The organism is Pseudomonas sp. NPDC087346 (genome assembly GCF_044744235.1).
In the GTDB taxonomy this organism is placed as follows: Bacteria; Pseudomonadota; Gammaproteobacteria; order Pseudomonadales; family Pseudomonadaceae; genus Aquipseudomonas.
This window is the reverse complement of record NZ_JBIUXX010000007.1, coordinates 162,178-175,792: the sequence shown is the minus strand read 5'-3', so window position 1 is coordinate 175,792 and position 13,615 is coordinate 162,178. Positions and strand designations below refer to the sequence as shown.

Annotated in this window: 11 protein-coding genes; 7 read left to right on the top strand and 4 right to left on the bottom strand. The window is 60.2% G+C overall.

Features of this window, described 5'->3' with window-relative positions:
- Positions 1–128 precede the first annotated feature (128 nt).
- Together ACIOZM_RS06780 and ompR are read right to left on the bottom strand one after the other, a co-directional pair.
- Positions 129–1,442: an ATP-binding protein gene (locus tag ACIOZM_RS06780; protein ID WP_401211037.1), complete on the bottom strand. Its 1,314-nt coding sequence runs from the start codon at positions 1,440–1,442 to the stop codon at positions 129–131.
- A gap of 112 nt (positions 1,443–1,554) precedes the next feature.
- The gene (gene ompR / locus ACIOZM_RS06775) at positions 1,555–2,295 is read right to left on the bottom strand and encodes a two-component system response regulator OmpR (RefSeq protein ID WP_401211035.1); all 741 of its coding nucleotides are present in this window, start codon (positions 2,293–2,295) and stop codon (positions 1,555–1,557) included.
- Positions 2,296–2,656: 361 nt separating this feature from the next.
- On the opposite strand from ompR, the gene ACIOZM_RS06770 reads away from it, so the two are divergent.
- The 7 genes from ACIOZM_RS06770 (at position 2,657) to tauD (ending at position 11,018) form a co-directional block, all read left to right on the top strand.
- Entirely contained in the window at positions 2,657–4,984 is a 2,328-nt protein-coding gene (locus ACIOZM_RS06770; protein WP_401211032.1) for a Tex family protein, read from the top strand.
- Positions 4,984–5,367, top strand: a complete 384-nt coding sequence (locus ACIOZM_RS06765; RefSeq protein ID WP_401211030.1) for a PaaI family thioesterase — start codon at positions 4,984–4,986, stop codon at positions 5,365–5,367. Before ACIOZM_RS06770 ends, ACIOZM_RS06765 begins: the two co-directional genes overlap by 1 nt.
- A gap of 248 nt (positions 5,368–5,615) precedes the next feature.
- Positions 5,616–7,199, top strand: a complete 1,584-nt coding sequence (gene gshA / locus ACIOZM_RS06760; RefSeq protein WP_401211027.1) for a glutamate--cysteine ligase — start codon at positions 5,616–5,618, stop codon at positions 7,197–7,199.
- A 208-nt stretch (positions 7,200–7,407) separates the two neighbouring features.
- Positions 7,408–8,385, top strand: coding sequence for a taurine ABC transporter substrate-binding protein (gene tauA / locus ACIOZM_RS06755; protein WP_401211024.1), 978 nt, complete (start codon positions 7,408–7,410; stop codon positions 8,383–8,385).
- 16 nt (positions 8,386–8,401) lie between these two features.
- Positions 8,402–9,196 (top strand): taurine ABC transporter ATP-binding subunit, encoded by a 795-nt coding sequence (gene tauB, locus ACIOZM_RS06750; protein WP_401211021.1) that lies wholly within the window; start codon positions 8,402–8,404, stop codon positions 9,194–9,196.
- Positions 9,193–10,032 (top strand): taurine ABC transporter permease TauC, encoded by an 840-nt coding sequence (gene tauC, locus ACIOZM_RS06745; protein WP_401211019.1) that lies wholly within the window; start codon positions 9,193–9,195, stop codon positions 10,030–10,032. The genes tauB and tauC overlap by 4 nt, the downstream gene beginning before the upstream one ends.
- 143 nt (positions 10,033–10,175) lie before the next feature.
- Positions 10,176–11,018 carry a taurine dioxygenase gene (gene tauD / locus ACIOZM_RS06740; protein ID WP_401211016.1) on the top strand — a complete coding sequence of 281 codons (843 nt, stop codon included), beginning with the start codon at positions 10,176–10,178 and terminating at the stop codon, positions 11,016–11,018.
- 128 nt (positions 11,019–11,146) lie between these two features.
- On the opposite strand, the gene mgrA is transcribed toward tauD, so the two are convergent.
- On the bottom strand, positions 11,147–12,184 hold the full coding sequence (gene mgrA, locus ACIOZM_RS06735) for an L-glyceraldehyde 3-phosphate reductase (protein ID WP_401211014.1): 1,038 nt from the start codon (positions 12,182–12,184) through the stop codon (positions 11,147–11,149).
- Between the two features lie 110 nt (positions 12,185–12,294).
- Complete coding sequence (locus ACIOZM_RS06730; protein WP_401211012.1) at positions 12,295–13,614, bottom strand: LLM class flavin-dependent oxidoreductase; 1,320 nt, start codon at positions 13,612–13,614, stop codon at positions 12,295–12,297.
- Position 13,615: the final 1 nt, after the last annotated feature.

Genomic DNA, 13,615 nt, shown 5'->3' with positions numbered 1-13,615 from the left:
AAAGTTTACTTGCAGTCCTTATTGCAACGCGGATCAACATTGACAGAAGCACCAGTGGCGGTAGCCACGAGTTGACTGAGAGGCTCAGGGCGTGAAGGGGCCATCAGCCTTGGCAGAAGTGACCGCCCTTAAACCGCATCTCGCGGCAGCATCAACCCCAACGGCAACCGCACCCGCGCTTCCAGCCCACCACCGGAGCGGTTGCGCAGTTCAACATTGCCGCCATGCATCGAAGCAATCCGCTTCACAATCGCCAGACCCAACCCCGTACCCTTCCCGCCCCGCGCACGATCCCCACGGGTGAACGGATTGAAAATCGCCTCAAGCTCCGACGGATCAATCCCCGCGCCACGGTCCATCACACTCAGCACCACGTACGGGGCGCTGGTGTCACCGGATACATAAGCCGCGACTTCCACACCACTGCCGGCATGGTTCAGGGCATTGCCGATCAGGTTGTTGAGCAAACGCTTCATCGAAACCCGACGCAGCGGAAATGGCTGGATCGGTTCCAGACGCAAACGGACTTTCTCTTCATTCTGGTTGTACGGCGCAGCCACTTCGCGCACCAGGTCGCTGAGATCGACTTCCTCGACCGACTCATCCCGACCGTCACGAATAAACGCCAGGAACTGGTCGAGAATCGCGTCCATGTCCTCGATGTCGCGCACCATGTCGTCGGTCAGATCGTTACGGTCGCCCATCAATTCCAGCGACAACCGCAAACGAGTCAGCGGCGTGCGCAGGTCATGAGAAACCCCGGCCAGCATCAGCTCGCGCTCACGACCGGCCTGTTCGACGTCTTCGGCCATCTGGTTGAACGCGCGGTACACCTCGGTCATCTCGCTCGGCGTGTCACTGATTGGTAGACGCACGCTACGACCCTGGCCGAGTTGCCTTGCGGCAAACACCAGACGCTTCAAGGGTTGGTTGAGCTGGCTGACGAAAATCCATGCCGATGCAGTCGAGAGCAGACCGATCGCAAGGAACCAGCCGAGCACGTTCCAGATTTTCTGGCCGCGCAATGGATGCGGATACAGCGGAACTTTCAGCCAGCCATCGCCGAGGCTGGGTGCGCGCACCCACAACGCCGGCGGCGAATGCATGCGTAATCGGACTTCAGTATCGCCGCCCAGCTCCGCCTGCATTTGTCGCTGGTAGATTTCGCTGTACGGCCAATGCTGCTCGCCCTCCGGCACGCCCGCGCCAACCACCCGGATCAGGGTCGCGGCATCGGCAATCTTCGCGCGGTTTTCTTCATCGGCGGCCCAGTAGGCACGCAGCGTCAGGGCGACGCCGTGGCTGTATTGGCGGTCCACCAGCACGTCTTCGTTCATCAACAGATAAACCAGGGTCAGCGCCTTGGAAAACAGCACGACAATCAGCACCAGCCAAAGGGTGCGGGAGAAAAAACTTTGGGGGAACCAGACGGGGGTTTTCATGGATAACCGCTACACACTTGCAGGAGCGAGCAATGCTCGCATATTGCGGATTGCGAGTCTGCGCAAAAGGCCATTGGCTGGCCCGGCAGACTCGCTCCTACAAATCACCGACTCACTTGGTGGCGGCGCCATCCGGTACAAACACGTAGCCCACGCCCCAGACAGTCTGGATGTAACGCGGCTTGGATGGATCAGGCTCGATCATCCGGCGCAGGCGGGAGATCTGCACGTCGATGGAACGCTCAAGAGCATCCCACTCACGGCCACGGGCCAGGTTCATCAGTTTGTCGCGGGTCAGCGGCTGACGAGCGTTCATCACCAGCGCTTTCAGTACGGCAAACTCACCGGTGGTGAGCATGTGCACTTCTTCGCCGCGTTTCAGTTCGCGGGTAGCCAGCGACAACACGTAATCACCGAAGGTGACGTTTTCGTCTTCGCTACCCGGCGCGCCCGGCACCGGTGCGGCTTGACGACGCAGTACGGCTTTGACTCGCGCCATCAGCTCGTCCGGGTTGAACGGCTTGGCCAGATAATCGTCGGCGCCCAGCTCCAGACCCTTGATACGGCTCAGCTCGTCGCCCTTGGCGGTGAGCATGATGATCGGGATCTGGTTGTTCGAACCGCGCAGACGACGGCAAGCGGTCAAGCCGTCTTCGCCCGGTAGCATCAGGTCGAGGACGACCAGGTTGAACACTTCACGCGACAGCAGACGATCCATCTGCTCGGTATTCGGTACGGCACGGGCGCGGTAGCCCTTGCTGACGAAAAAGCGTTCCAGCAGGCTGCTCAGCCCTGGATCGTCGTCAACAATAAGAATTTTTTCGCCTTCAGCATTGTTTGCAGTGCTGCTCATTAGATGCTCCTTTTAGCTCGGCGCGCATTATGGCGTAGCTGCCGTTATACGCACCGTGTGCATTGTTAGCAGATTTTTCCTTCACTGCCAGTAAACCGGGGTTTATGCCTACAGACTGCAACGCCCCCGAATGTCAGAACGCTGGTTATAATGCGCGGCGTTTTGTGCCAGGCAACGTCTGAATCGTTACCGCAGGTGGCAGCCGATTATTTTCATGGCAACCGCAGTAATTGTTCGATTTCACGGGTCAATGGGGAGCCTCTTGACCCAGGCAGCGGCAAACTTCACGCCGCTCAACCAGACTCCGGGCCTTTATTTTCCGTGCCTGCGAGCCTGCTTTCACAATTTGTCAGGTGGTTTTATGGACAGCATCAACAGCCGCATCGCCGAGGAACTCGGCGTACGCCCACAACAGGTCGAAGCGGCCGTCGCGCTACTCGATGAAGGTTCTACCGTTCCTTTCATCGCCCGTTACCGGAAAGAAGTCACCGGCAGCCTCGATGACACCCAGTTGCGTCATCTGGAAGAGCGTCTGCGCTACCTGCGAGAACTCGACGAACGGCGTATCAGCATCCTCGCCAGCATCGAAGAGCAGGGCAAACTCACCCCGCAACTTGAACGCGACATCAAACTCGCCGACACCAAGACCCGTCTCGAAGACTTGTACCTTCCGTACAAGCAGAAGCGCCGCACCAAGGGCCAGATCGCCCTCGAAGCCGGCCTCGGCGAGCTGGCCGACGGTCTGTTCAACGACCCGTCGCTGACCCCGGAAGCCGAAGCTGCGCGCTTCATCGACGCCGAAAAAGGTGTGGCCGATACCAAGGCTGCACTGGAAGGCGCGAAATACATCCTTATGGAGCGCTTCGCCGAAAACGCGAGCCTGCTGGAAAAACTGCGTAACTACCTCAAGCAGGAAGCCACTCTCAGCGCCCGCGTGATTGCCGGCAAGGAAGAGGAAGGCGCCAAGTTCCGCGACTACTTCGAACACGACGAACCGCTGAAAAGCATGCCGTCGCACCGTGCGCTGGCGATTTTCCGTGGCCGCAACGAAGGCATCCTCAGTTCCGCGCTGAAGGTCGGCGACGAACTGCCGGGCACCATGCACCCGTGCGAAGGCATGATCGGTCAGCAATTCAACATCCAGAATCAGAACCGCCCGGCCGACAAATGGCTCGGCGAAGTGGTGCGCTGGACCTGGAAGGTCAAGCTCTACACCCACCTCGAAACCGACCTGCTCGGCGAATTGCGTGACGGCGCAGAAACCGAGGCGATCAACGTCTTCGCCCACAACCTGCACGACTTGCTGCTGGCCGCCCCGGCGGGTCCGCGTGCAACTCTGGGCCTCGACCCGGGCCTGCGAACCGGCTGCAAGGTTGCGGTGGTCGATTCCACCGGCAAGATGCTCGACCACGCCACGGTTTATCCGCACGTCCCACATAACAAGTGGGATCAGACCATCGCCATCCTCGCGGCCCTGTGCGCCAAGCACTCGGTTGACCTGATCGCGATCGGCAACGGCACCGCCAGCCGCGAAACCGACAAACTGGCAATCGAGCTGATCAAAAAATATCCAGCGATGAAAATGACCAAGGTCATGGTCTCCGAGGCCGGTGCATCGGTGTACTCGGCGTCGGAACTGGCGGCCAAGGAGTTCCCGGACCTCGACGTATCGATCCGTGGCGCGGTGTCCATCGCTCGTCGTCTGCAAGACCCGTTGGCCGAGCTGGTGAAAATCGATCCGAAATCCATCGGTGTCGGTCAGTACCAGCACGACGTGTCGCAGTTGAAACTGGCACGCGGTCTGGATGCGGTAGTCGAAGACTGCGTGAACGCCGTCGGCGTTGACGTGAACACTGCTTCGGTCGCTTTGTTGGCGCGCATCTCGGGTCTCAACTCGACGCTGGCGCAGAACATCGTCAGCCACCGCGATGAACACGGCGCGTTCAAGACCCGTGCAGCACTGAAGAAAGTCGCACGTCTGGGCGAGAAAACCTTCGAACAGGCTGCCGGTTTCTTGCGCGTCATGAACGGCGACAACCCGCTGGATTCGTCCGCCGTTCACCCGGAAGCCTATCCGCTGGTGCAGCGAATTGCCGCTGAAACCGACCGTGACATCCGTTCGCTGATCGGTGATGCCGGGTTCCTCAAGCGTCTGGACCCGAAGAAGTTCACCGACGAAACCTTCGGTCTGCCAACGGTCACCGACATCCTGCAAGAACTGGAAAAACCGGGCCGCGACCCGCGTCCTGAGTTCAAGACTGCCGAGTTCCAGGAAGGCGTCGAAGACCTCAAGGACCTGCAACTGGGGATGATCCTCGAAGGCGTGGTAACCAACGTGACCGCGTTCGGTGCGTTCGTCGACATCGGCGTGCATCAGGACGGTCTGGTGCACATCTCGGCGCTGTCGGAGAAGTTCATCAAGGACCCGCGTGAAGCGGTGAAGGCCGGTGATGTGGTGAAAGTGAAGGTTATGGAAATCGACATTCCGCGTAAACGCGTGGGCCTGTCGATGCGCATGGGCGACACTCCGGGCGAGAAAATCGACGGTGCGCGTGGTTCGCGTCCGGGCTCGGCATCGCGTCAGTCTTCGGGCAACGCCGCGCCGCGCAAGGAAACCGCCACGGCTGCGCCGAGCAACAACGCCATGGCTTCGCTGTTCGCCAACGCCAAGCAGTTGAAGAAACGCTGATGGACATTCCGGCCGGGCTCGTCGAGAGCGCGTTTTTCAAGCTGTTGGGCTGCCGCCTGCACAGCCTGGAAACCGGGGTGGCGCAAGTCGCCCTGGCGCTGGAACCCGAGTTGCGCAATCGCGGCGGCAAGTTGCACGGCGGCGCGTTGTTCAGTCTGGTCGACATTGCCATGGGGCTGGCCTGTTCCAGCACCCACGGCTTTGACCAACAGAGCGCGACCATCGAATGCAAGATCAACTACATCCGCGCCGTCGCTGACGGCGAGGTGCTGTGCACGGCGCGGGTCATCCACCCGGGCCGGCGCACGCTGGTGGTCGAAGCTGACGTGATGCAGGGCGACAAACTGGTCGCAAAAGCGCAAGGCACGTTCGCTGTCCTGTAGCTACTCGTCATCAATTTGAGTTAATTTCAGCGCATTGAATCCTGTAGGAGCTGCCGAAGGCTGCGATCTTTTGATTTTGTTTTTCAATAGCAAGATCAAAAGATCGCAGCCTTCGGCAGCTCCTACAAGGTTATGTGTATGGCTGACCGGCTCGAAAAACCAGGCGATAACGCCAGTTTCAACTTCACCCTTGTAGACCGTCCTGCCCACCCCCATATTGGGGCGACTGACGCGTGAAGGAATCCAAATTGAGCGAACTTCTCAACCGCCGCCTGGCTCTGCTCGGTGAGCGCGCCAACCTCTCTCTGCTCGAACAGTGCCTCCACGGTATCGAACGTGAATGCCTGCGCGTGACCAGCGAGGGTCGTCTGGCGCAAACGCCGCACCCCGAAGCCTTGGGTTCCGCGCTGACCAATGAACAAATCACCACCGACTATTCCGAGTCGCTGCTGGAATTCATCACGCCTGCCCTGCCCGATCCGGCCGATACGCTGGCGAACCTGGACAAGATTCATCGTTTTGCCTACAGCAAGCTCGGCAACGAGTACCTGTGGAGTCCATCGATGCCGTGCCCCTTGCCGGCCGAGGAAGACATCCCGATTGCCTACTACGGCACCTCCAATATCGGTCAGCTCAAATACGTCTACCGCAAGGGCCTGGCCCTGCGTTACGGCAAGACCATGCAGTGCATCGCCGGGATTCACTACAACTTTTCCCTGCCGGAAAAGCTCTGGCCATTGCTCAAGGAAGCCGAAGGTTTTGTCGGCACCGACCGTGACTTCCAGTCGGTTTCCTACATTGCGCTGATCCGCAATTTCCGTCGTTACAGCTGGTTGCTGATGTACCTGTTCGGTGCCTCGCCGGCGCTGGATGCCGGTTTCCTGCGCGGTCGTTCGCATCAACTGGAACAACTCGATCCGGACACGTTGTATCTGCCGTACGCCACCAGCCTGCGCATGAGCGATCTCGGTTACCAGAGCAACGCTCAGGCCGGTCTGACCCCGTGCTACAACGACCTGGCGAGCTACACCGACAGCCTGCGCAAAGCCGTGGCCACGCCTTACGCGCCGTACGTTGAAGTCGGCACGCACAAGGATGGCGAGTGGGTACAACTCAACACCAACATCCTGCAGATCGAAAACGAGTACTACTCCAACATCCGCCCGAAACGCGTGACCTACACCGGCGAGCGGCCGATTCAGGCGCTGGTCGCCCGTGGCATCCAGTACGTCGAAGTCCGTTGCCTGGACATCAACCCGTTCCTGCCGATGGGCATCGACCTCACCGAATCGCGCTTCCTCGACGCGTTCCTGCTGTACTGCGCGCTGAATGACAGCCCGCTGCTGACCAACACCAGCTGCGGCAACGCCACCTCGAACTTCCTCAGCGTGGTCAAGGAAGGTCGACGTCCGGGCCTGCAATTGCAGCGTGACGGGCAAACGGTCGAGATGAAGGAATGGGCCGCCGAACTGCTGGAGAAAATCGCTCCGCTGGCCGCGCTGCTTGATCAAAGCCATGCCAGCGACGCCCACAGCAAAGCGCTGGACGCGCAACTGGCCAAGGTCCGCGACCCGTCGCTGACGCCTTCGGCTCAGGTGCTGGCGTCGATGGCCGAGCACAAGGAGAGCTTTGCCCAGTTCTCCCTGCGCCAGAGCCAGGCGCACGCCGAATTCTTCCGAAGCGAACCGCTGGCGGCCGATGAGCAGGCGAAGTTTGAAGAGCTGGCGCGCACCTCGCTGGCGGCACAGGCTGAACTTGAGCAGAACGAAGTCGGCGATTTCGATGTGTTTGTCGGGTCGTATCAGGCGAGCATTCTGGCAATCAGTAACTAAACGTCGTCTGTTCAAAAAGATCGCAGCCTTCGGCAGCTCCTACATGGGATTGCATTCCAACTGTAGGAGCTGCCGAAGGCTGCGATCTTTTGATCCTTTAGATTTTTCCGCTCATAAGCTCATTCGAAAACGTTATTTATTTACTGATTCTTAGATCATTTAGTCTCCTTTCACGCCGACGCTCGGTCGCCTGATATGGAGTTCTTCAATGAAACTGAATTTCCCGCTTCGCCTGCTGGCCGTGGCCTCTCTGGCTGCTGCGAGCTTCCTGGCGCAGGCTGCCGACCTCACCGTCGCCTACCAGACCACCGTTGACCCGGCGAAAGTCGCCCAGGCCGACGGCGCCTACGAAAAAGCCACCAAGGCCGATATCAGCTGGCGCAAATTCGACAACGGCGCCGACATCATCGCCGCCATCGCCTCCGGTGATGTGCAGATCGGTTACCTCGGTTCGAGCCCGTTGACCGCTGCGATCACCCGCAAAGTCCCGGTCGAAACCTTCCTTATCGCTACCCAGATCGGCGCCGCCGAAGCACTCGTCGCCCGCGACGGTTCCGGCATCAAGACCCCGCAGGATCTGATCGGCAAGAAAATCGCCGTGCCTTTTGTGTCCACCGGGCACTACAGCCTGCTCGCAGCGTTGAAGCACTGGAACATCGATCCGTCGAAAGTCACCATCCTCAACCTCGCGCCACCGGCCATCGTTGCCGCGTGGAAACGCGGTGACATCGACGCCACTTACGTCTGGGACCCGGCACTCGGCGTGGCCAAGGAAAACGGCAAAGTGCTGATCACCTCCGGTGAACTGGCCAAGTTCGGCGCGCCGACTTTCGATGCGTGGATCGTGCGTAAAGACTTCGCCGAGAAGCACCCGGAAATCGTCAGCGCATTCGCCAAAGTCACCCTCGACGCCTATGCCGATTACCGCAAAGACCCGAAAGCCTGGCTCGCCGATCAATCCAACGTCGACAAGCTGGTGAAACTCTCCGGCGCCAAGGCCAGCGACATTCCATTGCTGCTGCAAGGCAACGTCTACCCGCTTGCAGCTGATCAGGTGATCACCCTCGGCGCACCGACCACCAAAGCCATCACCGACACCGCTGCGTTCCTCAAGGAGCAAGGCAAGGTCGAAGCCGTGCTGCCGGACTACGCGCCGTACGTCAGCGCCAAATACATCACCAACTGATCGGGAGTTAACTGCGATGGCCTTGCTACAGCTGGAGCGCATCAGCGCACAGTATCCCGGCAGCCCGGAACCGGTGCTGGCGGACATTTCCCTGACCTTGGGCCCCCAGCAATTGCTGGTCGCCCTCGGCCCGTCCGGCAGTGGCAAGACTTCGCTGTTGAACCTGATTGCCGGTTTCGTCGAACCCAGTGCCGGGCGCATCACCCTCGACGGCGTGCCGGTCAAAGGCCCGAGCGCCGAACGTGGCGTGGTGTTCCAGGACGACGCCCTGCTGCCCTGGCAGGACGTGCTGGCCAACGTCGCTTTCGGTCTTGAGCTGGCAGGTGTTGCCCGCGACAAACGCGAACAGCGCGCCCGTGAAATGCTCGCGCTGGTTGACCTCTCCGGTTTCGAAAACCGTCGCATCTGGCAGCTGTCCGGCGGACAGAAGCAGCGCGTTGGCCTGGCCCGCGCACTCGCCGCCGACCCCCGCGTGCTGCTGATGGACGAGCCTTTCGGCGCCCTCGATGCGTTCACCCGCGAACAGATGCAAGAGTTGCTGCTGCAAGTCTGGCAGCGCACCGCCAAGCCGGTTTTCCTGATTACCCACGACATTGAAGAAGCGGTGTTTCTCGCCACGGATCTGATTCTGCTGGCACCGAATCCGGGGCAGATCGTCGAACGCCTGCACTTGGATTTCGGTCAGCGTTACGCCGCTGGCGAATCGGCCCGGGCGATCAAATCCGACCCGCGTTTTATCGAAACCCGCGAGCACGTGCTGAGCAAAGTGTTTTCGCAACGCAGCGCCGTTCAGCGGCAGGAGCGCGCATGAGCAGTTACGACGTTTCCGCCCAAACGGTAAAACCCGCCACTGTTTCGGTGGCGATTCCCGTACGCCGCAGCCTCAGCACTCGCTGGATCAGCCTGCTGACGCTGTTCACTTTGTTGGCAATCTGGTGGGCAGTTACTGCTACTGGATTGATCGAACCGCTGTTCCTGCCACCGCCCTCCGCCGTGCTGCAAAAAGGCTGGCTGCTGGCGACCACCGGCTACATGGATTCGACCTTGTGGCAGCATTTGGGCGCCAGTTTGAGCCGCATCGGTCTGGGCCTCGGTTTTGCGATTCTGACCGCTGTGCCAGTGGGCATCGCCATTGGTTCCAACCGTATCGCCCGTGGCGTGCTTGATCCGTTGATCGAGTTCTATCGCCCGATTCCGCCGCTGGCTTATCTGCCACTGATCGTGATCTGGTGCGGCATCGGCGAATTGTCGAAAGTGCTGCTGATCTACCTGGCGATTTTTGCCCCGATTGCCATCGCTACCGCCACCGGCGTACGCACCGTCGATCCGGCCAAACTGCGCGCCGCGCAATCGCTTGGCGCCACCCGTGCACAACTGATTCGGCATGTGATTTTGCCGAGTGCGCTGCCGGACATTTTGACCGGCGTGCGCATTGGTCTGGGTGTGGGCTGGTCGACGCTGGTCGCCGCCGAACTGATCGCCGCCACCAGCGGTTTGGGCTTCATGGTGCAATCGGCCGCGCAATTTCTGGTCACCGATGTGGTGGTGCTGGGGATTCTGGTGATCGCGCTGATCGCCTTCGCCATGGAAATGGGCCTGCGTGCGCTGCAACGCAAACTGGTGCCGTGGCACGGCCAGGCGCACTGAATATCGCCATTTGAACCCCTTGTAGGAGTGAGCCTGCTCGCGATTGAAAAGTGTCAGACAACGTTGTTGTGAATGACACACCGCTATCGCGAGCAGGCTCACTCCTACAAAAGCTCGACATCACGAATTCGAAGAGAACCACCATGAGCAGCCTGAACATCACCCCTTTAAGCTCGGCCCTCGGCGCGCAGATCAGCGGCGTCGATATCAGTCAGCCATTGAGTCTGGAACACCGCGACGCCATCGAGCAGGCGTTGCTCAAGTATCAGGTGCTGTTCTTCCGCAACCAGCCAATCGAACCGCCACAACAGGCGCGTTTCGCAGCGTATTTCGGCGATTTGCACATTCATCCGATTTACCCGAATGTGCCGGAACAACCGGAAGTGCTGATCCTCGACACCGCCGTCACCGACGTGCGCGACAACGCGATCTGGCACACCGACGTGACCTTCCTGCCGACGCCTGCGATGGGCGCGGTGCTCAGCGCCAAGTTGCTGCCGGAGTTTGGTGGCGACACGCTGTGGGCCAGTGGCATTGCGGCTTACGAAGCGCTGTCGGCGCCGATGAAAACATTGCTCGAAGGACTGACCGCGACCCACGATTTCACTCGCTCGTTTCCGCTGGAGCGCTACGGCAACACGCCAGAAGCGCTGGCTCAGTGGGAAGAAGCGCGGCGCAAGAATCCGCCGCTGTCGCACCCGGTGATTCGTACGCATCCGGTCAGTGGCCGGCGTTCGTTGTTCGTCAACGAAGGCTTCACCTCGAAGATCAACCAACTGTCGGACACCGAGAGCGAAGCGATTCTGAAGTTTCTGTTCGCCCATGCGACCCGCCCGGAATTCACCATTCGCTGGCGCTGGCAGCAGGACGACATTGCGTTCTGGGATAACCGCGTGACGCAGCATTACGCGGTAGATGATTACCGGCCTGCGCGGCGGGTGATGCAGCGGGCGACGGTGTTGGGGGATGTGCCGTTCTTCAACTGAGTCTTCTATGGCCTGCTTCGGCCTCATCGCCAGCAGGCTGGCTCCCACATGGACTGCAATCCACCTGTGGGAGCTAGCCTGCTAGCGATCGCGATGCAACTGGCGCCAATGTATTCAACGCCTGTCAGTTACTCAGCCGTTGAAGGCTTCTCCCAAAGATTGATCCCGCCCTCTTGAGCAAACCGATCAATCTCCGCCAACTCTTCCGGGCTAAAACTCAGATTCTTCAACGCCCCGACGTTCTCGATAATCTGCTCCGGCCGGCTCGCGCCGATCAGCGCCGAGGTCACCCGTGGGTCACGCAGGGTCCAGGCCAGCGCCAGTTGCGCCAGACTCTGGCCGCGGCGTTTGGCGATCTCGTTCAGCGCACGCACATGCGCGATGTTGGCATCGGACAGGTGCGAAGCCTGCAACGAACCACCGCCTGGACGATTGACCCGCGCATCCGCCGGAACACCATTGAGGTACTTGTCAGTCAGCAAACCCTGAGCCAGCGGCGTGAAAGCGATGACGCCGGTACCGAGTTCTTCAGTGGTGTCGAGCAGGTCTTTTTCCACCCAGCGATTGAGCAGGTTGTACGCCGGCTGGTGAATCAGCAACGGTACTTTCCACTCGGCGAGTAGCGCCGCCATCTCACGGGTTTTCACCCCGGAATACGACGAGATACCGATGTACAAAGCCTTGCCCTGCTGCACTGCTGTAGCGAGGGCGCTGGCGGTTTCTTCCAGCGGGGTATCCGCGTCGAAACGGTGCGAATAAAAGATATCTACATAGTCCAGACCCAGGCGTTGCAGGCTCTGATCGAGGCTGGCCAGCACGTACTTGCGCGAACCGCCGCCCTGACCGTAAGGGCCGGGCCACATGTCCCAGCCGGCCTTGCTGGAAATGATCAGCTCATCGCGGTACTGCTTGAAATCTTCGCGCAGCAGGCGACCGAAGTTGATCTCGGCGCTGCCGTACGGCGGGCCGTAGTTGTTGGCCAGGTCGAAGTGGTTGATCCCCAGGTCGAACGCGGTACGCAGCAAGGCGCGCTGGGTATCGATCGGCGTGCTGTCGCCGAAGTTGTGCCACAGGCCCAGCGACAGCGCCGGCAGCACCAGACCGCTGCGTCCGACGCGGCGGTAAGGGATGGAGTCGTAGCGGTTTTCGGCAGCGGTGTAAGTCATCGAGTCCTCTCTTGTCTGTCTTGAAATGGGTGTCGACTTCATCGCTAGCAGGCTAGCTCCCACATTGGAATGCAGTCTCCTGTGGGAGCTAGCCTGCTAGCGATTGGGTGTTACACAAATCTGTTGCCGGGTCGAACAAGGCCGAGGTTCTCGCGCAAAGTCCGGCCTTCATACTCGGTTCTGAACAGCCCACGCCGCTGCAGTTCCGGGACAACGCCATTGGCGAAGTCTTCGAGCCCGCCCGGCAGGTGCGGCACCAACACGTTGAAGCCATCCGCCGCGCCCTGCTCGAACCATTCCTGCAAGCGGTCGGCAATCTGCGCAGGCGTGCCCACTACGCCGTAATGCCCGCGGCCGCCGGCGATCTTGCGGCCCAACCCTGCAAGCGTCAGGTTCTCCTGCCCCGCCAGTTCGGTCAGCAATTTCTGCCGACTTTGCTGGCCACTGTCGGTCAATGGCAACTCCGGCAGCGGCCCGTCCAATGGGTACTTCGACAAATCGAAGTTGCCCAGCATACGCCCAAGCAACGCGACGCCAACCTCGGGTTCGACTAATTGCTGAAACGTTTCATATTTTTCCTGTGCTTCGTCTTCTGTCCGCCCGACGACGACAAAAACACCGGGCATGATTTTCAGCGACTCAGCGCTGCGTCCGTATTTGGGCAAGCGTTCCTTGAGGTCAGCGTAAAACGCCTGCGCACCTGCCAATGAGGGCTGCGCAGTGAACACCACTTCAGCGGTCTGCGCCGCCAGTTCACGACCGGTCTCGGACGAGCCGGCCTGCACGACCACCGGCTGACCTTGCGGCGAACGCGCAATGTTCAACGGCCCCTTTACCCGAAAATGTTCACCGACATGATCCAGAACGTGAAGCTTCGAAGGGTCGTAATACGCGCCGCTAGCCTTGTCACGCAGGAAAGCATCGTCGTCCCAACTGTCCCAGAGCCCGGTCACTACCTGATGAAACTCGCGAGCTCGGCTGTAACGTTCGGCGTGGCCGATGTGTTCATCACGACCGAAATTCAGCGCTTCGGCGGCGTTATCCGAAGTCACCAGATTCCAACCGGCACGGCCGCCGGACAGGTGATCGAGAGAGGCGAATTTTCGGGCGACGTGATAGGGCTCGTTGTAGCTGGTGGTTGCCGTGGCGATCAGGCCGATGTGCTCGGTGACCGCACTGAGCGCCGAGAGCAACGTCAACGGCTCGAAGTGATCGGAACGCGCCATGCGACTGGCGATGTCCTGTGTCGGCGCGGCCACGCTGTCGGCGACGAACAGCGCATCGAACTTCGCCGCCTCGGCAATCTGCGCCAGCCGTTTGTAGTGGGCGAAATCCAGCCCGGCATTGGCCGGCACATCAGGATGACGCCACGCCGCAACATGGTGCCCGGTGGCCATTAGGAACGCGCCTAGTTTCAACTGTCTGCTCATC

Bases quoted from the DNA above. Each gene is read 5' to 3' on its own strand.
- tauB (WP_401211021.1), top strand. From the start codon at position 8,402: ATGGCCTTGCTACAGCTGGAGCGCATCAGCGCACAGTATCCCGGCAGC.
- ACIOZM_RS06780 (WP_401211037.1), bottom strand. From the start codon at position 1,442: ATGAAAACCCCCGTCTGGTTCCCCCAAAGTTTTTTCTCCCGCACCCTT.
- ACIOZM_RS06765 (WP_401211030.1), top strand. From the start codon at position 4,984: ATGGACATTCCGGCCGGGCTCGTCGAGAGCGCGTTTTTCAAGCTGTTG.
- mgrA (WP_401211014.1), bottom strand. From the start codon at position 12,184: ATGACTTACACCGCTGCCGAAAACCGCTACGACTCCATCCCTTACCGC.
- ACIOZM_RS06770 (WP_401211032.1), top strand. From the start codon at position 2,657: ATGGACAGCATCAACAGCCGCATCGCCGAGGAACTCGGCGTACGCCCA.
- ACIOZM_RS06730 (WP_401211012.1), bottom strand. From the start codon at position 13,614: ATGAGCAGACAGTTGAAACTAGGCGCGTTCCTAATGGCCACCGGGCAC.
- tauA (WP_401211024.1), top strand. From the start codon at position 7,408: ATGAAACTGAATTTCCCGCTTCGCCTGCTGGCCGTGGCCTCTCTGGCT.
- tauD (WP_401211016.1), top strand. From the start codon at position 10,176: ATGAGCAGCCTGAACATCACCCCTTTAAGCTCGGCCCTCGGCGCGCAG.
- tauC (WP_401211019.1), top strand. From the start codon at position 9,193: ATGAGCAGTTACGACGTTTCCGCCCAAACGGTAAAACCCGCCACTGTT.
- ompR (WP_401211035.1), bottom strand. From the start codon at position 2,295: ATGAGCAGCACTGCAAACAATGCTGAAGGCGAAAAAATTCTTATTGTT.